Below are 25,176 nucleotides of genomic sequence, written 5' to 3'. Positions count from 1 at the left end.
GCGACGCCGTCAGGCCGGGATCGCGTCCGGTGACTCGGGGAGCACCTGGCCACCGTCGACGGCGATCGCCTGCCCGGTGATGTAACCGGCCTCCCGGGTGGCAAGGAATGCGGCGAGGTGGCCGACGTCCTCGGGGGTTCCGAGGGACTTCATCGGGATGGCCCGGGTCATTCCCGCGATGTAGTCCTCACCCATCTCGACGAGTCCCTCGGTCAGGACGTTTCCTGGCATGATCGCGTTGACGGTGATCCCCTGGCCGGCGAGCTCGATTGCGGCCGTGCGCATGAAGCCCAGCTGGGCGGCCTTCGACGCGCCGTAGTGCGACCAGTTGGGGAAGCCGGTGATCGGCCCCGTGATCGACGAGGTGATGATGACCCGGCCGCTACCCGATTCGGCGAGTGCGGACAGGCATGCCTGCACGCTGAACACCGTGCCCTTCACGTTCACGTCGAGGACCTGGCTCAGTTGCCCGTCGGTCATCGTCGCCAGCGACGCCTCGGGGAAGATGCCGGCGTTCGCGCAGACCACGTCGATCGAGCCGAAGGTCTCCAGGACTGTCCGGGCCATCTCGTTGCACGATGTCTGGTCGCTGACGTCGGTCACGACACCGATGATCTTGCCGTCCCCCAGGGCGTCGAGTTCGGCGACCGCCGAATCGATCTCGGCTGCCGAACGCGCGGCGATCGCGACGTCGGCGCCCGCGCGCGCGAACACCCCGGCGATTCCGCGCCCGATCCCCTTGGTGCCACCGGTCACGACCACCGATCGGTCGGCCAGGCTGAACATGGTCATGGTGCTCCTTTGATGTGCATGGGTGGGGCGGTGAACGTCACGCGTCAAGCTGCGGATGTCCGCGTGGTGACGCGTTGCAACCACGACGGGTCGTCGAGGTAGCGACGCGCGAGAGATGCGGTGCCGGAGACGAAATCGTCGGCGATGCCCAGAGCCGCGTCGGCGTCGGAGTGCGACGCCACCCACGCGGTCAGGTGGATGCGGCGCAGCAGCACGAAGGTCGGGATCATCGCGAGATGGTCGTCCGGCAGCGGCCGGACCGCGGTGTACCCGCGCAGCCAGGCATCGATCAGGTCCTCGGTCCCGGGTTCGTGCTCGACCCACGAGACCGCGGACCCGAGATCGGCGAGGTGCCAGGACCATCCGCAATCGTCGAAGTCGATGACCGTGATCGCCGGGAGGTCCGCGTGCGGATCGACCATCAGGTTGGCCAGTCGCAGGTCGGCGTGGACGAGGCCGAATCGATCGGGCCCGGTGCCGAATTCGGTGAGCCGATCGGTGATGACCCGGACGGCACGGTCGATGTCGGCACAGTCCTCGGGGGACAGTCCGGGCGCCTTGCGCCACTGCCCCCACCGGGCTTCCGGGCCGAGCATGGTCTCGACGTCCCAGGTGAACCTCACGAAGTCGGCAGGTGCCGGCCATCTGGAACTGTGCTCGTGCAGGTGTGCGGTGATCGCACCGATCGTCGCGAAATCGACCATGTGAGAGGCTTCTTCGGCGGTGCGCCCGGATACTACCGTGACGGCATCGACCAGCAGCGTGCGGCCGTCCACGGTCACCTCGACGACCTCGGCGCCGTCGACTGCGGCGACCGGTGCGGGAGTGGACACGGGGGTCTCGGCTCCCAGTGCGGCCATCCACCGCAGTTCGGAGCGGATGGCCTCGACCGAGTGATAACCGGGACGGTGCACGCGCACAACGAGTCGGCGGGCGTGGTCTTCGGCGAGATAGGTTGCGTTCTCCGACAGACTCAGCAGGCGCAGCGTCGTAGACGGACCGAGGCCGTAGAGCGGCAGCGCCTTCTCCGCGAATGCGCGATGGTCTGGGGGTAGTCCGGGCACCGGAACAGTGTCACCTGAAACTTCGGCCGGGAGCAGACCAAAAGGCGATGTTTAACGCGGCCGTAGCGAGCACGGGCCGGCCGAAACGCGGTGGAAACAATCGGGCGCGGGCCACCGGTGTATATGTTGCCCACCAACGGAATACAGCGTAGGAATGAGGACGACGACGCGGGCCGGGACCAACCGACTGTGCGCAACCGCACCCAGAAGTTTTCCCACCGAGCAGACCAAAATGCTCGCCCGGATTGAACCGGATCACCCTACTCCCAGGAAGACCCCACGTGAGCTTCTCCAACATCATGGATTCCAACAGCTACACCGGTGGCTCGGTGGGGCGGCACGGTGACGGACTCATCGAAGCCCGCGAACGGATGCTCGGCCCGGCGTACCGGTTGTTCTACCGCAAACCGGTCCACCTCGTGCGCGGCGAGGGAAGTCATCTCTTCGACGCCGACGGCGTCCGGTATCTCGATGCCTACAACAACGTGGCGAGCGTCGGACACTGTCACCCGCACGTCGTCGACGCCGTGATGCGGCAGATGACCTCGATCAACACCCACACCCGCTATCTCCACGACGGGATCGTCGCCTACTCCGACCGGCTGCTCGGCACCCTCGGGGCGGACATCGACCAGGTGATGTACGCGTGCACCGGTTCCGAGGCCAACGATCTGGCGCTGCGGGTTGCGGCGATGCACACCGGGGCGACCGGGGTGATCGTGACGAACGAGGCGTACCACGGCAACACCCAGGCGGTGACCGCGATCTCGCCGTCGAACGGTGGGCCGGCGGTGCTCGGACCCCACGTCCGCACTGTGCCGCCGCCCGACTCGCGTCAGCCCGGTTCGACGGCAGAGGTGTTCGCCGATCACGTACGCCGCGCAGCCGACGAGCTGCAGGCGGCGGGCTTCGGCGTCAGTTGCCTCGTCGTCGACACGATCTTCTCCTCGGACGGTGTACTCGCCGAACGTGACACCCTCGCCCCTGCGGTCGCGGCGGTTCGGGAGCGGGGCGCGGTCTTCATCGCCGACGAGGTGCAGCCGGGATTCGGCCGGACCGGCGAGGCCATGTGGGGCTTCGACCGGCACGGAGTGCGGCCCGACATCGTCACGATGGGCAAACCCATGGGCAACGGTCTGCCGGTGTCCGCGATGGCCGTCCGGTCCGCGGTCCTCGAGCGATTCGCGACGACGCAGCCCTACTTCAACACCTTCGGGGGCAACCCGGTGTCGATGGCGGCTGCGGCCGCGGTGCTGGACGTCATCGAGAGCGACGAGCTACCGGCGCATGCGCTGCGGATCGGCGCCCGTCTCCGTGAGGGAATCGCCGGTATCGCGACCGATCATGCTGCCGTCGATGACATCCGGGGCACCGGCCTGTACATCGGGGTGGAGATCGTGACCGACGACGGTGCCCCCGATCGGCAACGTGCTCGGGCGATCGTCGAGGCCATGCGGGACGCCCACGTGCTCATCTCGGTCTGTGGCGAGCACGGCAACGTGCTCAAGATCCGGCCGCCGCTGGTGTTCTCCGACTCCGACGTCGACTGGTTCTGCACGGCATTGGATTCCGCGCTGGCCGCGACGCTCATGACCGTGGGGTGATCGGGCGGTGCCGAAGCGCACCGCGGATCAGAGTCGGCCGAGCAGTTCCGCCTTCTTCGACGCGAACTCCTCGTCGGTCAGGATTCCGCGCTGGTGGAGGTCGGCCAGCGACTCTATCGCCGCGATGATGGCGGAGGAATCCTGGGCCGGCGTGTGAGGCGCCGGGGCATCGGCGGGTGCGGGAGTCTGCGCCGGTGCGTCCGGTATGGGTGCAGGTGCGGCGACCGGGGTCTCGGCGACCTGCTGAGGTCCGAGTTCGACCAGGCTCGACACGTCGAAGGTGCCGTACTGGCTGGAGAAGCTCACCGACCCGTACCCGGAGCCCTGCTGTTGCTGGACGCCACCGTTTCGGTGATCCGCGGTGTCGAAGATCCGCGTGACGCCGGCGACCTGGATGGCCAGACGACGCGCGGCCGGGAACACGGCGTAGCGCAACGAATCAATGAACTGGTTCAAGGTCCGATGCCGGTCGTCGCCGAAGGGTTTCCGGCTGCAGCCCGGGACGGGTTGACGCCGTGCCGATTTCGGTGAACCGGACATGCCCCGCCGGGTGTCGCCCTACTCTGGCACCTGCATCGGCCATGGTGACGCCCGTGACCAACACCGCGTCACCGTCGAGCCGACCCCGAGGGCTCGGACTGGCGGCTCCGGCCGCGAAAGGTGGGTGGACATGGTCTCGGTGACCGGGGCGGTCGGAACCGCCGTCGAACAGGTGCAGGACGCCGTCGGCGCATTCAAGGTCCTCAAGCGTTCGGGTCTGCTGGACCCCACGCGACCCAAAGAGCTGCTCACCACGGTCAAGCGCGCGAAGATCATCGGGCCCTGTGCCTCGGTGGTGGCGCACGGAGCGGACGAGTACCCGGAAGCGGGTGCGGTCGCCGACGAGCGCGGCGAACTGACCTACGGCGAGATCAATGCGAACGCGAACGCACTGGCCAACCATCTGCTCGCATCCGGGGTGAAGCGAGGCTCGGTGATCGGCGTGATCGCACGCGACCATCGAGGACTGCTCACGACGATGAGCGCCGCGGGGAAGGCCGGTGTGCGGCTGGCCATGATGAACACCGGGTTCGGCAAGACCCAGTTCGTCGAGGTCGCCGAACGCGAGAAGATCGTCGCGATGCTCTACGACGAGGAGTTCACCGACCTCGCCGACGCCCTCCCTCCCGAGACGCTACGGATCGTGACCTGGGTCGATGGTGAGCGTCCGGTTCCCGAGGGGGTCCGTACCCTCGACGACATCGTCGCGGACGGAGACACGTCCACGCCCGCGGAGCCGGATGAGTGGGCCGGACTCGTGATCCTGACGAGCGGCACCACCGGTCTGCCCAAGGGCGCGCAGCGTTCCAAGTTGTCGCCGTTCTCCAGCGCACTGCTTCTCGACCGGATTCCGTTCCCGCAGCGGGGCGCAATGGTGATCGTCTCGCCCATCTTCCACTCCACCGGCTTCGCGCTCTGGGGTGTGGGCGCCGCTCTCGGGAACAAGGCCGTCGTCATGCGGCGGTTCGACCCGGAGAAGACGCTGGCCGCGCTGGCCGAGCACAAGGCGGAGGTGTTGGTCGCGGTGCCGACGATGCTCCACCGCATGGTCGCTCTCGGACCCGACGTCATCAACAAGTACGACACGTCCGCGCTGCGTATCATCGTGATCGCGGGATCGGCTCTGTCACCGACACTTTCGGAGGCCGTCCAGGACACCTTCGGTGACGTCCTCTACAACCTCTACGGGTCGACCGAGGTGGCGATCGCGTCGGTGGCGCAACCTAAGGAACTGCGGCTCGCCCCGGGCACGGTGGGTCGGCCGCCGGTCACCAGCCGACTCGCCCTGTTCGACGCCGAGGGCCGCCGGATCACCGGAACCAACGTCCGCGGAAGGCTTTTCGTCCGCAACGGGGCACCCTTCGAGGGGTACACCGACGGACGCAACAAAGAAATCATCGACGGCTACATGTCCACCGGTGACATGGCGCGCTTCGACGAGCACGGACTGCTGCACATCGATGGCCGCGACGACGACATGATCGTCTCCGGCGGAGAGAACGTCTACCCACTCGAGGTGGAGAACCTGCTCGCCGAACACCCCGACATCGACGACGTCGCGGTGATCGGGGTGGACGACGACGAGTTCGGAAAGCGATTGCGCGCCTTCATCGTCGCCGCCCCACACGCCGACCCGTCGCCCGAGGACATCAAGGCGCATGTGAAGGCACATCTTGCCCGGTACAAGGTGCCGCGCGACGTGGTGTTCGTCGACGAGTTGCCGCGCAACCCCACGGGCAAGCTAGTGCGCCGGCAGTTGCCGACGGGACCGCTGTAGGTTTCGATACGGCTCGTCGCAGGCTCCTCGCCACTCAACCAGCGGGGGATGGGCTCGTCGCAGGCTTCTCGCCACTCAACCAGCGGGGGGATGGGCTCGTCGCAGGCTCCTCGCCACTCAACCAGCGGCACGCTGCCGGCCGAGTAGCGTCGACCGAGCGCAGCGAGGCCGCCGCGTATCGAGGTCAGCCGGCGGCGGGGTCCCGCTTGAGCTGCGCGACAACCAGATGCAGCGCGGCGGTGGTGGTGAGGGAGCGGACCCGTTCCCGGTCACCGGGGAAGCGACGCGTCACCGTGTAGGTGGGACGGCCCGTGATCGCGACGCCGAAACAGACGGTCCCCACCGGCTTGTCCGCGGTGCCGCCGTCAGGGCCGGCGATCCCGGTGGTCGACACCGCTACGTCGGACTTGAGACGGCGTAGGGCTCCCTCGGCCATTGCGGCGGCGACCTCCTCGCTGACCGCGCCGTGTGAGGCGATCAATCCGGCGGGGACGTCGATCAGGTCGGACTTCGCGTCGTTGGAGTACGAGACGACGCCACCCATGACGTAGGCGGAGGAGCCGGGACGGTCGGTCAGTCGCGCGGCGACGAGCCCACCGGTGCAGGACTCTGCCGTGGCGATGAGTCGGCCGTCGAGCGTAGCGATGAGCTGGTCTTCGATGGTCGAACCGTCGGTCGAGAAGATCTGCCGCCCATGGTGTTCGGTGAGGAGATCCAACAGCCGGCCGTAGGTGGCGGTGTCGTCGGCGGCGAACCGGGTGACCATGTCGAGCTCGCCGCGTCGCAGGCAGGTGGTGATCTCGAGAGCGTCGAAGTCGGGGATCGCTTCTTCGGCACGGCGCAGGGTCTCGGCGAGCTCGGCTTCGTGCAGGCCGTAGGCCCGGATGGTCTCCTGCTTGAGGTCGTCGGCCCGGGACACCACCTCGGCGATGGCCGGCGAGGCGATCGCGGTCGGCCACATCGCCTGGAGCTCCCCCGGCGGGCCGGGCAGGACGAGGATCGCCGGCAGGGGTTGTTCTCCGGGTGAGGCGGGGATGGCGACGCCCGGCGCCGTGCCGGTGGGCGGTATCGCGACGGCACCGGCGGGAACGTGGGCCTGCTTGCGGATGCCGATGCGTGTCGGGCCGTCGTCGAGGTCGACGGCGTCGGGTCGCCAGCGTCGGATGATGCCGGCGATGTGCTCCTCGAGAGCCGGGTCGAGTTGCAGGTCGCGACCGCAGAACTCGGCGACCGTTGCCACCGTCAGGTCGTCGGCGGTGGGACCGAGACCGCCGCTGGTGACGATGAGATCGACCTGCTGGTCGGCGAGGAAGCGCAGCTGCGCGGTGAGGTCGGCGGGGCGATCCCCGCAGATGGTGATGTGGGCGACGTCGACGCCGAGCGAGAGCAGCTGCTCGGACACCCACGGTCCGTTCTGATCGGTGATCCGCCCGGTCAATACCTCGGTTCCGGTCACCACGATGCCTGCGCGCACACTCACGGGTCAGAGCCTAGTCGGGGATTGAGCGCCGCGGCTTGGTGCTCCCTGAGGTGCGAGCGAAGCCCACCCCTTGCTCCCTGACGTGCGAGCGAAGCGAGCCACGAAGGGCCAGCGAGTTCGTCTCACCAACCCTTCGTGGCTCGTCGCTATCGCTCCTCGCACCTCAGGGAGCGGGGGGGCGTGCTATCGCTTCTCGCTCCTCAGGGAGCGGGGGGCGTGCTATCGCTCCTCGCACCTCAGGGAGCGGGGGGCGTGCTTTCGCTCCTGGCACCTCAGGGAGCGGGGGGCGTGCTATCGCTCCTGGCACCTCAGGGAGCGGGGGGCGTGCTTTCGCTCCTCACACCTCAGGGAGGGAGGGGGTGTGCTATTGCTCCTCGCACCTCAGGGAGCGGGGAGGAGCGGTGAAGGTCAGGCCTTCTCGGCCTTCGCCTTCTCCTGCATCGACGACCGGGCCGGGTTGGCCTGGTCGTCGGCCTTCGGGTCCGACTCGTCCTTCTTCTCGGTCACGCCCGACTTGATGCGGGCACCGATGTCGGGATCGACGCGGTGCCAGTACTCGAACGCGCGCTGCAGCACTGGATCGGACACACCGTTGAGGAGGTGGCCGACGACGTTGTCGACGAACCGCTCTCGCGCGTTGTCGTCGAACACCTCGCGGACCAGCGTCCCCGCCTGACCCCAGTCGTCGTCCTCGGGATGGTCGACGTAGGCGCTGCGCAGGATCTCACCGTTGGCGGCCCACTGTGGTTCGCCCTGACCGGGATACAGCGCCGACGGACCGCCCTTGGAGTTGGGTGCGTAGACCGGGTCGGTGACGTTGTGGATGCGCATCGCGCCGTCCTTGGAGTACGAGTGGACCTCGTTCTTCGGTGCGTTGACCGGGATCTGCTTGTAGTTGCCGCCAAGACGGTGACGGTGGGCGTCGGCGTAGGAGAAGACGCGCCCCAACAACATCCGGTCGGGGCTGAACCCGATGCCGGGCACCACGTTGTTCGGCTCGAAGGCCACCTGCTCGATCTGCGTGTGGTGATCTACCGGGTTGGTGTGCAGCGTCATCTTGCCGACGTCGATCAGCGGGTAGTCGCCGTGCGGCCAGACCTTGGTCAGGTCGAACGGGTTGAACCGGTAGTTCACCGCGTCGTCGAACGGCATGAGCTGCACCTTGAGGGTCCAGCTCGGATGGTTGCCGGCGGCGATGTTCTCGAACAGGTCCCGGGTGTGGAAATCGGTGTCGGCCGCAGCCATCTGGTCGGCCTCGTGCTGCGTCAGGTGCTCGACGCCCTGGTCGGACTTGAAATGGTATTTGACCCAGTGCTTCACGCCTTCGGCGTTGACCCACAGATACGTGTGCGAGCTGTAGCCGTTCATGTGGCGCCACGTCTTCGGGATGCCTCGATCACCCATCAGCCAGGTGACCTGGTGGGCGGACTCAGGCGACAGCGTCCAGAAGTCCCACTGCATGTCATGGTCGCGAAGGTTGTTGTCCTGCCGACGTTTCTGGGAGCGGATGAAGTGCTGGAACTTCATCGGGTCCTTCACGAAGAAGATCGGCGTGTTGTTGCCGACCATGTCGTAGATGCCCTCGGACGTGTAGAACTTCAGCGCGAAACCGCGCGGGTCACGCCAGGTGTCGGGGCTGCCGCGTTCGCCGGCCACCGTCGAGAACCGTGCCACCATCTCCGTCTTCACGCCGGGCTGGAACAGTGCGGCGCTGGTGTAGGCCGAAACGTCCTCGGTGGTCTCGAACGTCCCGAAAGCGCCGCTGCCCTTGGCATGTGGCTGTCGCTCGGGGATACGTTCGCGGTTGAACTGGGCCATCTGCTCGATCAGGTAGTGATCGTGCAGGACGATCGGTCCTCCGGCGCCCACCGTCAGAGAGTGTTCGTCACTCCCGGCAGGCGCGCCCGAGTCCCGGGTTGTGTAGAGCGAATCGTCGGACATATCGCCTCCAAGAGGTCGTCGTATCCGTGCATGAAAAAACGCGACCCGAGGGCTGCAGGTCTGCCCCGCCGATCCTACGCCGAACCGGCCACCCGTCAGGGCTACTCGTCCGCGGCGATGCCGAATTCGCGGAGCACCGCTTCGGTGTGTTCGCCGAGTGCGGGTACCGGGCCCATCGCGAGTTCGATGTCGTCGAAGGTCATCGGTGGCAGCACGGCTTTGATCGGGCCGACTTCGGTGTCGACGTCGCGCCAGCGGTCGCGTTCGCTGAGTTGGGGATGCTCAACCACGGCCTCGAGGTCGCGGATCTCGGCGGCGGGCACACCCGCGTCGGCGAGGCGGCGGTCGAGTTCTGCGGTGGTGAACCGTTTGGTCTCCGCCGCGATGACGGCGTCGACCTCCGCCCGGCGGGACACGCGATCGATGTTGGTCTCGTACCGGGGGTCCTCGGCGAGGTCGGGGCGGTCGAGCACGACGCGGGTCAGCGTGTCCCACCCACGGTCGTTCTGGACTCCGATGAGGATGGTCCCGTCCTGGGTGGGGTACTTGTCGTACGGCACGATCGCCGCGTGGCCGAGGCCGACGCGGGCGATCTGTTTGCCGCCGTAGAGCCGCATGTACATCGCGTGACCCATCCACTCGACCGTGGCGTCGAACATCGACACCGCCACCCGTGCGCCGACCCCGGTGGTGGCGCGGCGGAACAGTGCCGACAGCACGGAGGTGAGGGCGTACATCCCGGCGGCGATATCGGAGGACGGGATGCCGGTCTTGGTCATGTCCTCGGGCGTCCCGGTCACCGAGATCAGCCCGGTCTCGGCCTGAACCAGCATGTCGTAGGCCTTGCGGTCCCGGAACGGGCCGGCGTCACCGTATCCGGACATGTCGACGACGATCAGCTCCGGATGATCGGCGCGGAGGACGTCGGCGCCGAGTCCGAGGCGGGCGGCGGCGCCGGGAGCCAGGTTCTGCAGGAAGACGTCGGCCCCCGCAATCAAGGTCTTGATCGCGTCGCGGCCGGATTCGCTCTTGAGGTCGAGTTCGACCGATTCCTTGCCGCGGTTCAGCCAGACGAAATGCGTACCCGCGCCGCCACGTACGGCCGAGTCGTACTGCCGGGCGAAGTCCCCTTCGCCCACGCGCTCGACCTTGATGACCCGCGCACCCAGGTCGGCCAGATGCCGGGTGGCCAGGGGGGCGGCGACGGCCTGCTCGAGGGCGACGACGGTGATCCCCTCCAGCGGCAGCAGGGCCGAGTCCGACGGGGGCGACTGGTCCGATATCACCGGCCCAGGATCCCTTGCGGTCGTCGGGTTCGTCAACGCGACCGAAGATAACCCGAACATCGGTGTTCGAGTTGTGTTAACTTGAACACAGCTGTACGAGATACTCGGTGAAGGAGCCGTCATGGCCGAGACCCCGACACGTAGTCAGCGTGCGGACGCCCGCAGGAACGTCGAGGCGATCCTCGACGCCGCGGTCCGCGTACTCGCCCGCGATCCCGATGCCTCGGTCGCCGTCATCGCCAGGGAGGCCGGCGTCGGACGCGTGACCCTGTACGGGCATTTCCAGAACCGCGTCGCGCTGCTGTCGGCCGTCGTCGACCGTGCGCTGAACGAGACCACCGCGGCGATCACCGAGGCACGGCTCGAGGAGGGCGAACCGTTCGATGCGCTGGCCCGGCTCGTCGTCGCCACGTGGTCGGTGACCCACCGTCACGGCGCGCTCGTGGTCGCGGCTCAGCGATCGCTGCCGCAGGATGCGCTGACGTCGGTCCACGCCGCACCGATGGCCGCAGCGGAAACACTGTTCGAGCGGGGCCAGAGATCGGGCGTGTTCCGCGACGACATCTCCGCCGCGTGGCTGGTCGCCTTGCTGCACAACGTGACCCACGGTGCGTCGACCGCGGTACACGACGGCCAGCTCGACGCCGTCGAGGCGCCGCGGCTGATCCTCGCGACGATGGCCGGGACCGTCACCCCGCCCGGGACGCCGGTTCCGTCGGCACTCGATCACGCAGTCGGTGGTGTGTCGTGAGCGCCGGACCACGAGGGGTGGTCCGGCGCTCGGTGGGTGTGGCGGCCTGGACCGCGGTCACGATCCTGGTGGCGACCGGCGTGTTGGTGGCGGTGGGCCTACCTTCGGCGAAACATGCTGCATCGCAGGTGTATCCGGAGGCTTCGGGCCTGCCTGCGACTGTGTCGATGGCGTCCGAGCGGGCGCCGAAGTTCCGTCCCGACCGCCCGACTGTCGCGATCCTGCTGGCCGCGGAGGGAACCAACGTCGCCGATTCGCTTGCGCCCTATGAGGTCTTCGCCCGGTCCGGTGCGGTGAACGTCTTCCTGGTCGCCCAGAAGTCAGAGCCCATCACACTCGGCGGCGGGTTGACCGTGCTGCCCAAGCACACGTTCGCCGAGATCGACACGATGACCGGCGGCGGACCCGACGTCGTCGTCGTCCCACAGCTGCACGGGAACATCGACGACGAGATCCGCTGGGTGACAGAAATCTTCGAACGGAAACCGGAATCGCTCGTCATGAGTGTCTGCGTGGGGGCGGAATACCTCGCAGCGGCCGGAATGCTCGACGGGCGACGGGCGACCACACACTGGCTCAAGCTGATCGGTGTGCGCCGCGACCATCGGCAAGTCGACTGGGTCGACGGCGTGCGGTTCGTCGAGGACGGGCGAATCATGACCACGGCGGGGGTGCTCTCCGGGATCGACGGTGCGATGCGCGTGGTCGAACGCCTCGGTGCCGGGGACCAGTTACGTCGGATCGCCGACGAGATCCACTGGAAGGGATACGGTTCGGGCGCACCGGTGGAGATCGACACGACGGGGCTGGGTCCCGCTGATCTCCCGTTCGCCCTCAGCGCCGCCTATCGATGGGATCGCCCACACAACACTGTGTTGGTGACCGACGGGGTGGGCGAGATCGAGTTGGCTTCCACCTATCGGCCGTACACCGAGCTGTCCTGGCTCGCGACGATGACCACGTCGACCGTCGACGGGCAGCCCGTCGTCTCGCAACACGGTGTCACCGTCGTGCCAGAGGCGGCGGCGGATGAGGCCGGGCAGGTGGACCGGCTGCTCGTGCCCGGCGACGAGGCCGCCCGCACGCGGATCGCCGAAGCCGCTCCGTCCGGGCCCGACCCGACGTACCTGCACTCCGGCGACCGTTTCGCCTTCGAGCCGGTCATCGACGACATCGCGGTCCACTACGACCGCGCGACGGCGACCTGGGTGGCCAAGAGTCTGCAGTATCCAGTAGACGATCCGGGGTCCGGTCGAGATGGGGTGTCGTCGTGGCCCTGGGCCCAGACGGCGATCGCGGCCGCCTTGGTGGCGGCCGCGATCGGTCTCGTTCAGTTGTCCCGCGTCACGATCGGCGCTGTGCGACGTCGCGGGCGGGAGTCATGACCTGCGGTCGACGGGCTCCACGGCCGGGTCGGCGAGCGCCCGCCGGTCGAGGTCGGCGTCGACACCGGAGTCGACGACCGTCTCGCCGGCGATGACCTGTGCGAACTCCTCGTCGGTCGTCGCCGCGGTCGCCTCGGCTGCGAGTCGCTGCTCTTCACCGGTCAGGGTGTTGAGGGCGACCTCCTTGATGAACAGCACTGCGACCGTGCCGACGATCGCCATCGCCATCGAGACCAGGAAGATCCGGGCCGTGCCGTCCCCGTACGCGCCGCGAACGATCGCCGCGATGGGTGCGGGCAGTTCGTTGAGGTTCGACAGGCCCGCACCGCCGGAGCCGGGCTGGGTGATGCCGATCGCACGCAGGCCCTGACCGATGAGGTCGGTGACGTGGTTCGACAGCACCGCTCCGAGCACGGAGACGCCGGCCGCGCCACCGAGTGAGCGGAAGAAGGTCACGGTCGAGGTGGCCGCGCCGAGGTTCTTCGGCTCCACGGTGTTCTGCACCGCGAGCACCAGGTTCTGCATGGTCATACCCATGCCGAGTCCCAGGGCGAACAGGTAACCGCTGAGGACCGCCATGTTGGTGTGGGCGTCGATCGTCGCCAGGAGCCCGAAGCCGATCGCCATCACGATCGAACCGGCGAGCAGGTAGTTCTTCCAGCGGCCGTACTTGGCGATGAGGCGTCCGGAGAGGGTCGCCGAGACCACCGAGCCGAAGACCATCGGGAGGGTCAGCAGGCCGGCTGCGGTGGGCGAGTAACCGCGAGCGATCTGGAAGTACTGGCCCAAGAACACCGCGCCACCGAACAGGGCCACGCCGACCGCGATGCTGGCGATGGTCGCGAGGGTGGTCGTACGTTCCTTGAACAGGTGCAGCGGGATGATCGGGTCCTTGGCCCTGGACTCGGCCCAGATCGCGACGGCGAGCAGTGCGAGCCCGAGGGCGACCAGACCGAACGACGCGGCCGAGACCCAGTCGAAGTTCTTGCCGGCGAGGGTGACCCAGATGAGGATGACGCTGACGCCGCCCGAGATCAGCAGGGCGCCGGCGTAGTCGATGTAGACCTTGCGCCGGACGACCGGGAGGTTCAGGGTGCGCTGCACGACGATCATCGCGATGACGGCCAGCGGGACGCACACGTAGAACGTCCAGCGCCAACCGAGCCAGCTCGTGTCGACGATGACGCCGCCCATCAGCGGTCCGGCGACGGTCGCGATCGACATGACGCCGGCGATGGCTCCCTGGTAGCGGCCGCGCTCACGCGGGCTGAACATCGACGCGATGACGATCATGACCAGCGACTGCATGCCGCCGAGGCCGAGGCCCTGGATCACGCGGAAGCCGATCAGCATCGAGACCGACGTCGACAGACCGGCGAGCATCGAGCCGATCGTGAACACGCCCAGCGACAGCTGGACGAGGAGCTTCTTGCTGAAGACGTCGGACAGCTTGCCCCAGATCGGGGTGGCGGCTGTCGAGGCGAGCAGGGTCGCCGTGACGACCCAGGTGTACTGATCCTGGGTGCCGTGAAGCTGGGTGATGATCGTCGGCAGCGCGTTCGACACGATCGTGGCCGACGTCAGGGCGACGAACATGCCGAGCAGCAGACCGATCAGCGCGTTGATGCGCTGCTTGTGGGTCATCGGTGCGTCGACGGGTTCCACGTGTGGTGGGGACGTTGTCATACGGGGGTACCTCCGGGGTCGAGCGTGCGCCGTGTGGACGGAGCCGGATGGCGGCGACCACAGATCGTCGACGAAAAGGGCTCGTCGACCTCGTGGACACAGGTGCCGGGAAAGGGCTGGTGGAAACGGGGGTCCGGCATGCGCCGCCGCCCGTTTAGTTGAATGCTGCAACTATAGGGCGTGAAAGGTGTAACGCGCAACTAACCGAGTTATTCCCCGGGTGCCCGGGACTTTGGTGCCTGCCCGACCCGTGGTCGACGTCAGGACTCAGGGTCGGCGGAGGACTCCGGGTCGACGGTCGGATCGTTGGTCGCCTCGCCGAGGCGATGGAGCAGGCGCGTGAGGGTTCGGATGTCCTCGGGGTCCCACTGGGCCAGGCGGGCGCGCCACTCGGCGACCGCCGAGGCGAGGACGGCGTCGACCCGTTCGCGCCCGTGATCGGTCAACGTGACGACGCGGGCCCGCGCGTCACGAGGGTCGGGGTGCCGCTCGGCCAGCCCGAGGCGCACGACCGCGTCGATCTGCCGCGTGACCGTCGACTTCTCCATGCCGACGGCGCTGACCAGGTCGGACATCGGCATCGAGTTGTGGCGGGCAAGCACCGAGATGAGTGGATAGCACGACGGATCGAGGCGGGAGTCGATCTCGCGAGCACGCAGACGCGTCCGGATGCGGCCGCGGCGCCAGAAGTCGGTCAGCTCGGCTTCGAGGCCCCCGATGGCGTCGGGATCGATCGGGGCCGGGGTTGCGCCGGGGGTCGGATCCGAGCTCATGTCGCGGAGTCCTTTCGCCGAATCGCTGTGCCGAGTCGCGGTCAGACTACCGACCGCAACGTGCTCGGGCACACGCAGCCATGTCTGATTTGCCGCGATCTACCCGCGGACGGGCCGGTCGCGTGGAGTGTGGCCTGCGTCAACCTCTTTGGAGACGGCCTCCCCGATGGTGCACGATCGAAGAGTGAGCACGACTGAACGCACCACCCCGAACGCCGCCGAGTACGTCAAGTACTGCTACTGGGCGCCCCTGCCGAAGTCGATGACCGCGTGGGTCGAGAACGACCTCGCAGGGCCGGGGGCCTCGGCGCGCATGGTCGTGCGCTGGGCGATCCCGTGCATCATCATCCTGCTCCCGATGCTCTTCGTCCCGGCGGACTGGGGCGTCCGGTTCACCATGACCGCGCCGATCCTCATCGCCTATCTCTTCTTCTCGATCGCGCTGAACCGCGTCTACCGCCGGCACCGGCTGGCCCAGCACGGGCTCAACCCCGACCTGGTCAACCGGCTCGAGCGCGAGAAGAACTCCGACCTCTACGACGAGTACCACCGCAAGTACCGCGGCGAGAATCGTCGTCGCTGATTCCGGCTCTCACGCCGCCGGTGGGGTGACCGGCGACCTCAGTCGATGATCCCCGGGAGGCAGAGGCTACCGGTGCATTCGGGGGCCGATGGTCCCGCGCCCGCAGTCGCCGGTGTCGCCGTCGGGGCTTCGTTCGGAAACTCGTCGGTGGGTAGGAACGGTGCGGTGCCCCAGGTGCTGCGTCCAGATGTGGAATCCGGGGCGGTGCATCCCCAGAAGAGCTGATAGTTGCCGTCGGGGAGTGTTCGCTCCGGCCAGGTGTACGAGCCGGCCCCCGCCACCTCGTGTTGACCTGACGCGAGGAAGCTCGAGTCGGTGCCCGGTTGCTCACCGGCGGGGTGATCTACCCAGTTCTGCAGAGTGCAGGTTGAGTGCCGAAGGCCGCCACTCGATCTGCACTGCAGCGTCGACGCCCAGTGGGCGGGTCATCCCAACTGTGAACACGGGCAACAGAATCGACGCGCGTCACCCGGCCACGGCGTGCACCCCTCAGTACGCCGTGACCGAGGCGACGCATCAGAAGAGCGGGCCGGATCCGCGGCCCTGCTCGGAAAGACCGGCCCCGGTCGATCGTCTTGTGTGGGTCTGTGGTGCAGACCCGCCTGCCATTGATTCAGTCATATGACTGAGGATCTGTCAAGCCGCACAGGCCGCTGGTCAGGACGAGGACCGAAATCCGTTGTAGCCCTTGACAGGGCTGTGTTCATGCCGAATTCTGCTTCGGGCGGCTGCAATTCGCAGGCGTCGACTTCTCCCTCTCGCGGTCGAGAGTGCCGTGAGTTCCCTCAGTGCATGCGTGTGCGGGATCTTCTCGTGCACCGACGACAGGAGATCCATGACCGGGGCGTTACCGACCAGACGTACCTTCCTCAAGGCCGCGGCGGTCACCGCGGCCGGCGCTGCGAGCGCGGTTGCTGTGTCCGCGAACGGAACTGCGGCGTCGGCGGCGCCGGCCCGCCGAGTCCGGCGCACTCGAGAAGAACATCGGGTGGTGGTCGTCGGCTCGGGTTTCGGCGGAGGCGTCTCCGCCCTCCGTCTCGCGCAGGCCGGTGTGCCGGTCCTGATGCTCGAGCGGGGCAAGCGGTGGCCGACCGGGCCGAACTCGGAGACCTTCCCGCGGGCGCTGAACCCCGACAAGCGCATGCTGTGGCACGAGTCCACCCCGAATCTGTTCGGCAAGCCGCTGAGCGTCGAACCTTATGTGGGATTGTTCGAATCGGTTGCGGGAGCGAACATGACGGCGCTGTGTCCCGCGGGGCTCGGCGGCGGATCGCTGGTCTATCAGGGAATGACACTGCAACCGAGCGAGGCGGTCTTCAACGAGCAATTCCCCAACGCTCTCGACTGGGAGCTGATGAACCGCGTGCACTATCCGCGGGTCGCGAAGATGCTCAAGGTCGCGGTCGCGCCCGACTCGGTCGTGCGGTCGCCGCAGTACCTGGCGCCGCGACAGTTCGCGAAACGGGTTCGGGCCGTGGGGCTCCCGTTGCAGAAGATTCCGATGCCCATCGACTGGGGATACGCTGAGGCGGAACTCCGCGGTGAGATGAAGCCGTCGTACACCAACGGTGACGGTGCCATCGGTGTGAACAACGGCGGCAAGCACAGCGTCGACGTCACCTACATCAAGCAGGCCGAGGCGACCGGGCTCGTGACCGTGCGGACACTGCACACCGTCCGGCAGGTCGGCAGGCGCGAGGACGGCAAGTGGTACCTCGACGTCGAACGCACCGACGAGACCGGAAAGGTGCTGGAACACAAGGAGATCATCACCCAGACGCTCATCATGGCGGCGGGCAGTGTGAACACCACCAAATTGCTCGTGCGCGCCCGCGAGGCGGGCACGATCACCGACCTGCCCGACGACCTCGGTCGAGGCTGGGGGACCAACGCCGACCGCATCTACACGTGGACGAGCCCGAGCACCGACTTCGGCACGGTGCAGGGCGGTCCGGTCGTGTACGGCAGTCCCAACTGGAGCGACCCGAAGAGTGCGTTCACCGTCGTCCAGGCATCGATCCCCCCGATGCCGGTCTCCGCCAGAACCACGATGCTGGTCGGCTTCGGTGTCAGCCCGGGACGCGGCGTCATCTCCTACGACTCGACGGCCGGCGACGCGATCATCAAGTGGCCGCACGAGGGCGACTCGGAGATCCAGACCAAACACATCGACGGCGCGGTCCGGAAGATCGCCGGACCCGACGCGATCCTCACCGACACCAACGCCTTCTTCCCGTCGACCTGGCATGCACTCGGCGGCGCCAACATGGGTACGGTCTGCGACCTCGAGGGGCGGGTCAAGGGACAGCCCGGACTCTACGTTCTCGACGGTGCGCTCATGCCGGGCACGACCGCGGCGTGCAACCCGTCGATGACCATCGCCGCGGTCGCCGAACGCGCGCTCGACCGCATCGTCGCCAAAGACGTGGGGGTCACGGTCTGACCCTTCGTGGCTCGCTTCGCTCGCACCTCAGGGAGCGTCGGGTGGCTCGCTTCGCTCGCACCTCAGGGAGCGTCGGGTGGCTCGCTTCGCTCGCACCTCAGGGAGCGGCGGGGTGGCGCCTGAGATCCGCCCCTGGAGTCCGCCCTCCAGCGCCCGTCCGATGACACCATGTCCGCGACGTCGCTGCGCAGGGCGTATTTCGGGGGTGGTTCTCAGCAGCGGTTCACACTGCGGCCTCAGGGGGCGGCGGTGGTCGGGGCGAGCCACATCCCGGTGAGGGCGTCGACGACGATCTCGCACTGCTGCTGCCAGGGCGTGACCGGGTGATCACGGGACTCGGCGGCGCGCTCGATGTCGGCCAGCGTGTTCACGATGATGTGGCGCGTCATGTTGTTGCGCATCTCGAGGACGGGAGCGGGAAACTCCGGCAGTGCGCCGTACAAGCCCTCGAGGATTGCCAGCAGCGGCTCGGACTCGCCCATCTTCTCGTACAACAGGATGGTGGTCGCCGGGTCGCTGGACACGTTCGCGAAAAACCGGGCGAAGTAGGTTGGCGAACCGAGCCCGCCGAGATACTCGATCTCGGGGCACACCAGGCAACGGATCCAGTCGCGGACCTCCGGGTCCGACGCGATCGCGTCGAGTGCCTTCTGACGCAGTCGATCGATGGTGGCGTTGTGTTTGTCGAGGGTGGCCCGGATCAGGTCGTCCTTGGAACCGAAGTGATGTCCGACCGCGTAGTTGTTGCCTTGACCGGCAGCTTTGCTGATCTGCCTGCTGGAGACCGCGGACACGCCGTGTAGCGCGATCAACTCCTCCGCCGCGCCGATCAGCGCCAGGCGGGTACGGGCAGACTGCTCGGTCTTCCCATCGGTCATGGGTAGATGATGCCCTACCGTGGTCGTCGTCCGGCGCCGGGATCGCGACCTGTCACCGCCGCATTCGACGCGCGCGCCGACCTTCGCGGAGGGACCGGGTTTGCGTCGGTCAGGCCACCCGGTCCTAAGGTGGATCGACTGTACTCAAATGAATCCGGTCCGCGTTCTGATGCGGAGGGCCGTTCACGACCTGTGTGAGGGGACCTGATGGCGACGACGCCCACGGCCACGACAAGTCTGCGAGAACTGACGCTCCGAGGAGTCATCCTCGGCGGGGTCATCACTCTCGTCTTCACCGCGGCCAACGTCTATCTCGGGCTCAAGGTCGGTCTCACCTTCGCCACCGCCATCCCGGCGGCGGTGATCTCGATGAGCATCCTGCGGTACTTCGCCAACCACTCGGTGGTGGAGAACAACATCGTTCAGACGATCGCGTCCGCGGCCGGCACATTGTCGGCGATCATCTTCGTGATCCCCGGTCTGGTGATGATCGGGTGGTGGACGGGATTCCCGTACTGGATCACGGTCGCCGTCTGCGCGATCGGCGGCATCCTCGGCGTCATGTACTCGATCCCGCTGCGCCGGGCGCTGGTCACGGGATCGGACCTGCCCTACCCCGAAGGCGTTGCGGCAGCCGAGGTCCTGAAGGTCGGTGACTCGGCCGGCGGTGCCACGGAGAACAAGGCCGGGTTGCGCACCATCGTCATCGGTTCGATCGCCTCGGCGGGATTCGCCCTGCTGACGAAGCTGAAGGTCCTGAGCGACTCGATCGCCACAACCATCAAGATCGGCGCGGGCGGCACCCTGTTCACCGCCGGACTGTCGATGTCGCTCATCGGCATCGGGCACCTCGTCGGCGTCACCGTCGGTGTGGCGATGCTCGTCGGCCTGCTCATCTCCTACGGTGTGCTGCTGCCGATCCAGAGCCAGAACCAGGGTGAGGCCGGGGAGTCGCTCAGCGACGTGGTCTCGGGGGTCTTCGCCAACGACGTCCGCCTCATCGGTGCGGGCGCCATCGCGATCGCCGCGATCTGGACCCTGATCAAGGTCATGGGCCCGATCGTCCGCGGGATCAAGGGTTCACTCGCCTCGTCGCGGTCACGGCGCGAGGGCCAGACCGTGGACATCACCGAGCGCGACATCCCCTTCAACATCGTCGGCGGCAGCATTCTGGTGCTGCTCATCCCGATCGGTCTGCTGTTGTGGGACTTCGTGCACGACACCGTCCTCGAGGGCAGCGCCGCCGGGATCATCGCGGTGAGCATCGTGTTCGTCTTCGTCATCGGTCTCGCAGTGGCGGCGGTCTGCGGCTACATGGCCGGCCTCATCGGCTCGTCGAACTCCCCGATCTCCGGCGTCGGCATCCTGGTGGTCCTCATCGCCGCGATCCTCATCAAGGCGACCTTCGGCGGCGCCGACTCCTCCCAGACCGACGCCCTGATCGCCTACACACTGTTCACGGCCGCGGTGGTCTTCGGCGTCGCGACGATCTCCAACGACAACCTGCAGGACCTCAAGACCGGTCAGCTGGTCGGCGCGACCCCGTGGAAACAGCAGGTGGCGTTGGTGATCGGTGTGCTTTTCGGTTCGGCCATCATTCCGCCGATCCTCGGCCTCATGTACGACGTGTTCGGCTTCGTCGGCGCCCCCGGTGCCGGCCCCGACGCACTGGCCGCACCGCAGGCGGGCCTGCTGTCCACCCTCGCCAAGGGTGTGCTCGGCGCCGATCTCAACTGGGGCCTCATCGGACTCGGCGCCCTCATCGGCGCGGTCGTCATCCTCATCGACGAACTGCTGGGTCGTGCGGGCAAATTCCGGCTGCCGCCGCTCGCGGTGGGCATGGGCATGTACCTGCCGATGTCGGTCACCCTCATCATCCCGGTGGGCGCCTTCCTCGGGCACTTCTACAACCGCTGGGCCGAACGCAGCGGCGGCGCAGTCGAACACAAGAAGCGCATGGGTGTGCTGCTCGCGACCGGCCTGATCGTCGGTGAGGCACTCTTCGGTGTGGTCTTCGCGGGCATCGTCGCCGCGACCGGCGACGACTCCGTACTGGCCATCGTCGGCGACGGCTTCGAGACCTGGGCGCAGATTCTCGGGGTCATCGTGTTCGCCGGCGTGATCGCCCTGCTCTACGACCGCATCGCCAAGCTCGCCGCCGCCAGCGGCACCGTCCCCGACACGGCTGTCGCCGGCGCCGACGACGCCCCCAAGACCGACCCGAAGGGCTGAGGCCCGAGGAGTCAGCCTCGGCGGATCAGACTGCCGCCGAGGCGCATTCGCCGATCGCGGTGTCGAGGATGTCGAGACCGGTGCGAATCTCCTCGTCGGAGGCGGTCAGCGGGGGTGCGATGCGGAAGATCCCGCCCATGCCCGGCAGCTGGACGACGTTCATGTGGAGTCCGAGCTCGAAACACCGTGCGGTCACGGCCGATCCGAGCCGGTCGGCGCCCTGCTTCGTCGCGCGGTCGGTGACGAGCTCGATGCCCTGCATGAGCCCGCGGCCGCGCACGTCGCCCACGCAGTCGTGGCGGTCCTGTAGTTCGAGCAGTCCGGCGCGCAGGACCGAACCGGCCTGCGCTGCGCGGGTGTCCAGACCGTCGCGTTGCAGTACATCGAGCACGGTCACGCCGACCGCCGCCACCAGCGGGTCGGACACGTGGGTGGTGAAGAAGAGGTAGCCGCGTTCGTGGGCGGCCTGCTCGATCTCGGTGGAGGTGATGACCGCGGCGAGCGGGAGTCCCGCACCGAGCGTCTTCGACAGGGTGAGGATGTCGGGCACGATGCCGTCGCGTTCGAAGGCGTACCAGGAACCGGTGCGGCACAGGCCGGTCTGCGCCTCGTCGACGATGAGCAGCATCCCGCGTTCCTCGCACTTGCGTTTCAGCGCGGCGAAATAACCGGCCGGCGGCTCGATCACACCGCCCGAGGACAGGATCGGTTCGACGATGCACGCCGCGAGGGATCCGGTCGACTGGGCGTCGATGAGCTCGAAGCCGAAGTCGAGCTGCCGCTGCCAGTCGAGGGTGCCGTCGGCGTTGGTGAAGTCGGGACGGTAGGGATTGGGCGTCGGCAACGCGAAGTTGCCGGGTGCGACCGGTCCGTAGCCGGTGCGGCCCGCGCTGTAGGTCGAAGCCGCCGCGGCATGCGTCATGCCGTGCCAGGATCGCGCGAAGGACACGATCTCGTGCTTGCCGGTGACGAGCTTCGCCATGCGGATGGCGGCCTCGTTGGACTCGGCGCCGGTGCTCAGCAGGAGCACCTTGTCGAGTGCGTCGGGCAGCGTGTCCGACAGGCGGGACGAGAGGTCCAGCACCGGAGGCGAGATCATCCCGCTGAACAGGTGATCGAGCTCGCCGATCTGCCGGGTGACGGTCGAGACGATGTCGGGGTGTGAATGCCCGAGGATCGCCGACATCTGTCCTGAGGTGAAGTCGAGAAGGGGTCGTCCGTCTGCGGTGTGAACCCAGCTGCCCGACGCCCGGACGATCAGCTCCGGCGCGAACTGGCCGCCGTAGCGGACGAGATTACGGGTGTCGACGCCGGTGGTGCCGGTGATGCCGGCGGGCTGCGTGGTCATGACAGACACCGTACGAGCGACAGCGGCGCCGCGCGCACCCAGACCGGGCCATGGTGACCTCGCACACCGCGACGGCGAGTCGCCGAATATCGTGTGCTGTGCAGTCGGTTTCCTCCGAAGAACCAGGAGACACCATGGCAGTCGAGCAACCGTTGGGTGCGGCGATCGAGGACTACCTCGCGGGCGCCGAACACTATCTGGCCCTGGTCGCGCAGGTGGGCCCGCAGCAGTGGGAGGAGCCGGGACTGGGGGACTGGTCGGTGCGCTCCCTCGTCGGACACACGAGCCGCTCCCTGACTACGGTCGCCGACTATCTCGCCGAACCCGAACCGGACGTCGTCGACATCGATTCGGTGGCAGGTTATCACGCCCGTATCCAGGGGCTGGCGTCCTCACCGGAGGTGACCGCGCGCGGCGTCGCCGCCGGGGTCGACCTCGGCGACGACCCGCTACGGGCGGCGACCGAACGCCGGGACCGCGCGGTCGCGGCGATCACCGGGATCGGGGATCGGCGGGTGGCGACCCCGTGGGGCGCAATCCTGTTGTCCCACTATCTACCGACGAGAACCTTCGAACTGGCCGTTCACGGCCTCGACATCGCCCGCGCCAGCGGATCGTCGTCGACGCTGCCAGGGAACGTGCTCGCCTCGGCCCTGGCCACGGCGGTGGAGGCCGCCGAGCTGACCGGCCAGGGCGAGCAGGCGTTGCTGATCCTCACCGGACGCGAACAGGGGCCGATCTCGGTGGTGTGACCCTCAGCCGGGGACGCGGCTGTGGGCGAACTCGGCCACGATCGCGGCGTTGAACGCCGGCAGGTCGTCGGGCTTACGGCTGGTGATCAGCACGCTGTCGCCGCCTCGACACGTGACGACCTCCTCGTCGACCCAGTTGCCGCCGGCGTTGATGACGTCGGTCTTGATGCTCGGGAACGAGGTGAGGGTGCGGCCGCGTACGACATCGGCCTCGATGAGGGTCCACGGAGCGTGACAGATCGCGGCGACGGGCTTGCCTGCCTCGAAGAAGCCGCGCACGAAACGCACGGCCGGCGCGGAGGCGCGCAGGAAGTCGGGGTTGGCGACGCCGCCCGGGAGGACCAGGGCGTCGAAGTCGGCGATGCGGGCGTCCTCGAGAGTCCTGTCGACGGGAAAGGTGTCGGCCTTGTCGAGGTGATCGAACGCCTGGACCGTGCCGGCGTCGGTGGAGACGAGCACCGGCTTCCCACCGCAGGCCTCGATGGACTTCCAGGGTTCGGTGAGCTCCACCTGCTCGGCGCCCTCGGTGGCCACCAGGAATGCGACGGTGACGTTGTTGAGTTCTTCGGCCATGGTGTCTCCTCCTCGTATGCACAGGCGGGGTCGGGGGTGCTCCGTCGTGCGGGCTGATCGATCCGACCGCGTCTTGGTCGCAGGCACACGGCGTAGGCCGCGTCGCCTGTATCGGACATACCCACCCACGCTCGGCCCCAACCGTGACGCGCGTCGGCTCACCGTGTTGAATGGCCAGCGATCACGGCTCCGCGGGGGCGGATGAGGTGAAAGGGGAACCTGTCATGGCCGGTCTCGACGGCGTCGCGAAGCTGCTGCATCTGGCTCGCGGTGGGGAGGTCGGCGAACCCCACGAAACCCCGAACACCGTGCTCGAAGACGCGCCACATCGGCAGTTGCGGCGCTACGGCAGCGTCGAGCAGCTGACGTCGGCCCGCCGGACGTCGCAGCGGCCGGTGCTGCTCGTCCCGCCGCTGGCGGTGTCCACGGACTGCTACGACCTCGCATCCGGACTCAGCGTGGTGGAGTACCTGCGGTCCACGGGCCGGGTGCCCTACGTGCTCGACTTCGGGGACATGACCCGCGACGACCGGCACCTCGGGTTCGCCGACTTCTTCGCCGACATCGTCCCCGGCGCGATCGCTGCGACCCTGGCGGACTTCGACGAGGGGTCATCGGGCGGCGGCGGTGTGGACCTGCTCAGCTGGAGTCTCGGCGGCACCATCTCGTTCCTGACCGTCGCCGCCGACCCGGCTCTGCCGGTGCGGTCCATCACCGCGGTCGGTACCCCGCTGGACTATGACCGCGTCCCGCCGTACCCGCTGGTGAAGACGCTGATGCGGCCCCTCGGGCCCAAACCGGTGTCCCTCGTGCTGCGGGCTCTGGGCGGTATCCCGGCCCTTCTCGTGCGTACCGCCTACCGCGGTACCGCCTGGCAGCGCGAGCTCAAGAAACCCGGCTACATCATCCGCAACGCCGACGACACCGAGGCGTTGACGAGGATGAAGGCCATCGACCGCTTCCAGGACACGATGCCCGGTTACCCCGGCAAGGCGTCCGAGGAGATGTGGGAGAAGTTCATCATGCACGGCGACCTGGCCCGCGGCGTGCTGACCTTCGACGACGTCACGGTCGAGTTGTCGAAGGTCGCGGTGCCGGTGCAGCTGTTCGGCAGCCACCGCGACGCCATCGTCAGCTGGGAGGCCGCCCACCACGGCGTCGACCTGTTCACCGGGTCACCGCGGGTCGAGTTCACCACCGTGGAGACCAGCCATCTCGGGCTCATCGCCGGATCGGCCGCCGTCGAACAGACGTGGCCGCGGATCGACGAGTTCCTGTCGAGCCTGGA

General features: G+C 67.8%; 19 protein-coding genes and 1 pseudogene. 9 read left to right on the top strand and 11 right to left on the bottom strand.

What is annotated here, in order from left to right; genetic code table 11:
- Positions 1-9: 9 nt before the first annotated feature.
- Positions 10-786 carry a 3-oxoacyl-ACP reductase FabG gene (gene fabG, locus M1L58_RS15175; RefSeq protein WP_248659558.1) on the bottom strand — a complete coding sequence of 259 codons (777 nt, stop codon included), beginning with the start codon at positions 784-786 and terminating at the stop codon, positions 10-12.
- Between the two features lie 50 nt (positions 787-836).
- Positions 837-1,856, bottom strand: a complete 1,020-nt coding sequence (locus M1L58_RS15170; protein WP_248659507.1) for a phosphotransferase enzyme family protein — start codon at positions 1,854-1,856, stop codon at positions 837-839.
- A 281-nt stretch (positions 1,857-2,137) separates the two neighbouring features.
- Here M1L58_RS15170 and M1L58_RS15165 point away from each other — a divergent pair, with 281 nt between their 5' ends.
- Positions 2,138-3,460 carry an aspartate aminotransferase family protein gene (locus M1L58_RS15165; protein WP_248659506.1) on the top strand — a complete coding sequence of 441 codons (1,323 nt, stop codon included), beginning with the start codon at positions 2,138-2,140 and terminating at the stop codon, positions 3,458-3,460.
- Positions 3,461-3,487: 27 nt separating this feature from the next.
- On the opposite strand, the pseudogene M1L58_RS15160 reads toward M1L58_RS15165, so the two are convergent.
- Positions 3,488-3,892 (bottom strand): annotated as a pseudogene (locus tag M1L58_RS15160) (SHOCT domain-containing protein); the annotation flags it as partial.
- 238 nt (positions 3,893-4,130) lie between these two features.
- Between M1L58_RS15160 and M1L58_RS15155 the strand changes: the two are divergent.
- The gene (locus M1L58_RS15155; protein ID WP_248659505.1) at positions 4,131-5,777 is read left to right on the top strand and encodes an acyl-CoA synthetase; all 1,647 of its coding nucleotides are present in this window, start codon (positions 4,131-4,133) and stop codon (positions 5,775-5,777) included.
- 184 nt (positions 5,778-5,961) lie between these two features.
- Here M1L58_RS15155 and M1L58_RS15150 read toward each other — a convergent pair whose 3' ends face one another.
- The 3 genes from M1L58_RS15150 to M1L58_RS15140 all read right to left on the bottom strand — a co-directional run bounded on the left by M1L58_RS15150 (position 5,962) and on the right by M1L58_RS15140 (position 10,484).
- Complete coding sequence (locus M1L58_RS15150; protein ID WP_248659504.1) at positions 5,962-7,257, bottom strand: competence/damage-inducible protein A; 1,296 nt, start codon at positions 7,255-7,257, stop codon at positions 5,962-5,964.
- Positions 7,258-7,665: 408 nt separating this feature from the next.
- Entirely contained in the window at positions 7,666-9,198 is a 1,533-nt protein-coding gene (locus tag M1L58_RS15145; RefSeq protein ID WP_248659503.1) for a catalase, read from the bottom strand.
- 101 nt (positions 9,199-9,299) lie between these two features.
- Complete coding sequence (locus M1L58_RS15140) at positions 9,300-10,484, bottom strand: CaiB/BaiF CoA transferase family protein (RefSeq protein ID WP_248659502.1); 1,185 nt, start codon at positions 10,482-10,484, stop codon at positions 9,300-9,302.
- Between the two features lie 121 nt (positions 10,485-10,605).
- Between M1L58_RS15140 and M1L58_RS15135 the strand changes: the two genes are divergently transcribed.
- Positions 10,606-11,235 carry a TetR/AcrR family transcriptional regulator gene (locus M1L58_RS15135; RefSeq protein WP_248659501.1) on the top strand — a complete coding sequence of 210 codons (630 nt, stop codon included), beginning with the start codon at positions 10,606-10,608 and terminating at the stop codon, positions 11,233-11,235.
- On the top strand, positions 11,232-12,620 hold the full coding sequence (locus M1L58_RS15130) for a DJ-1/PfpI family protein (RefSeq protein WP_248659500.1): 1,389 nt from the start codon (positions 11,232-11,234) through the stop codon (positions 12,618-12,620). The genes M1L58_RS15135 and M1L58_RS15130 overlap by 4 nt, the downstream gene beginning before the upstream one ends.
- Here the strand turns inward: M1L58_RS15130 and M1L58_RS15125 are convergent.
- Positions 12,615-14,306: an MDR family MFS transporter gene (locus tag M1L58_RS15125; protein ID WP_248659499.1), complete on the bottom strand. Its 1,692-nt coding sequence runs from the start codon at positions 14,304-14,306 to the stop codon at positions 12,615-12,617. The two genes, M1L58_RS15130 and M1L58_RS15125, sit on opposite strands and share 6 nt — an antisense overlap.
- Positions 14,307-14,566: 260 nt before the next feature.
- On the bottom strand, positions 14,567-15,079 hold the full coding sequence (locus tag M1L58_RS15120; protein WP_248659498.1) for a MarR family winged helix-turn-helix transcriptional regulator: 513 nt from the start codon (positions 15,077-15,079) through the stop codon (positions 14,567-14,569).
- A 166-nt stretch (positions 15,080-15,245) separates the two neighbouring features.
- On the opposite strand from M1L58_RS15120, the gene M1L58_RS15115 reads away from it, so the two are divergent.
- Complete coding sequence (locus M1L58_RS15115) at positions 15,246-15,662, top strand: DUF5313 domain-containing protein (protein ID WP_154884697.1); 417 nt, start codon at positions 15,246-15,248, stop codon at positions 15,660-15,662.
- 835 nt (positions 15,663-16,497) lie between these two features.
- A complete protein-coding gene (locus tag M1L58_RS15110) occupies positions 16,498-18,105 on the top strand; it encodes a GMC oxidoreductase (RefSeq protein WP_248659497.1) in 1,608 nt (535 codons plus the stop codon).
- A gap of 236 nt (positions 18,106-18,341) precedes the next feature.
- Here the strand turns inward: M1L58_RS15110 and M1L58_RS15105 are convergent, their stop codons facing one another.
- Positions 18,342-18,983, bottom strand: a complete 642-nt coding sequence (locus M1L58_RS15105) for a TetR/AcrR family transcriptional regulator (RefSeq protein ID WP_248659496.1) — start codon at positions 18,981-18,983, stop codon at positions 18,342-18,344.
- Between the two features lie 207 nt (positions 18,984-19,190).
- On the opposite strand from M1L58_RS15105, the gene M1L58_RS15100 reads away from it, so the two are divergent.
- Positions 19,191-21,215, top strand: a complete 2,025-nt coding sequence (locus tag M1L58_RS15100) for an OPT family oligopeptide transporter (RefSeq protein ID WP_248659495.1) — start codon at positions 19,191-19,193, stop codon at positions 21,213-21,215.
- 25 nt (positions 21,216-21,240) lie between these two features.
- On the opposite strand, the gene M1L58_RS15095 is transcribed toward M1L58_RS15100, so the two are convergent.
- Positions 21,241-22,563, bottom strand: coding sequence for an aspartate aminotransferase family protein (locus tag M1L58_RS15095; RefSeq protein WP_248659494.1), 1,323 nt, complete (start codon positions 22,561-22,563; stop codon positions 21,241-21,243).
- Between the two features lie 134 nt (positions 22,564-22,697).
- Here M1L58_RS15095 and M1L58_RS15090 point away from each other — a divergent pair, with 134 nt between their 5' ends.
- Complete coding sequence (locus M1L58_RS15090) at positions 22,698-23,315, top strand: maleylpyruvate isomerase family mycothiol-dependent enzyme (RefSeq protein WP_248659493.1); 618 nt, start codon at positions 22,698-22,700, stop codon at positions 23,313-23,315.
- 3 nt (positions 23,316-23,318) lie between these two features.
- Here the strand turns inward: M1L58_RS15090 and M1L58_RS15085 are convergent, their stop codons facing one another.
- Complete coding sequence (locus tag M1L58_RS15085) at positions 23,319-23,888, bottom strand: type 1 glutamine amidotransferase domain-containing protein (RefSeq protein ID WP_006868644.1); 570 nt, start codon at positions 23,886-23,888, stop codon at positions 23,319-23,321.
- A gap of 224 nt (positions 23,889-24,112) precedes the next feature.
- Between M1L58_RS15085 and M1L58_RS15080 the strand changes: the two genes are divergently transcribed.
- Positions 24,113-25,176, top strand: a 1,064-nt coding sequence (locus M1L58_RS15080; RefSeq protein WP_248659492.1) for an alpha/beta hydrolase, incomplete at its 3' end; no start/stop codon positions are given.

Source organism: Gordonia sp. C13 (genome assembly GCF_023218005.1).
Classification (GTDB): Bacteria; Actinomycetota; Actinomycetes; order Mycobacteriales; family Mycobacteriaceae; genus Gordonia; species Gordonia namibiensis.
This window is presented reverse-complemented; position numbering and strand designations above follow the sequence as displayed.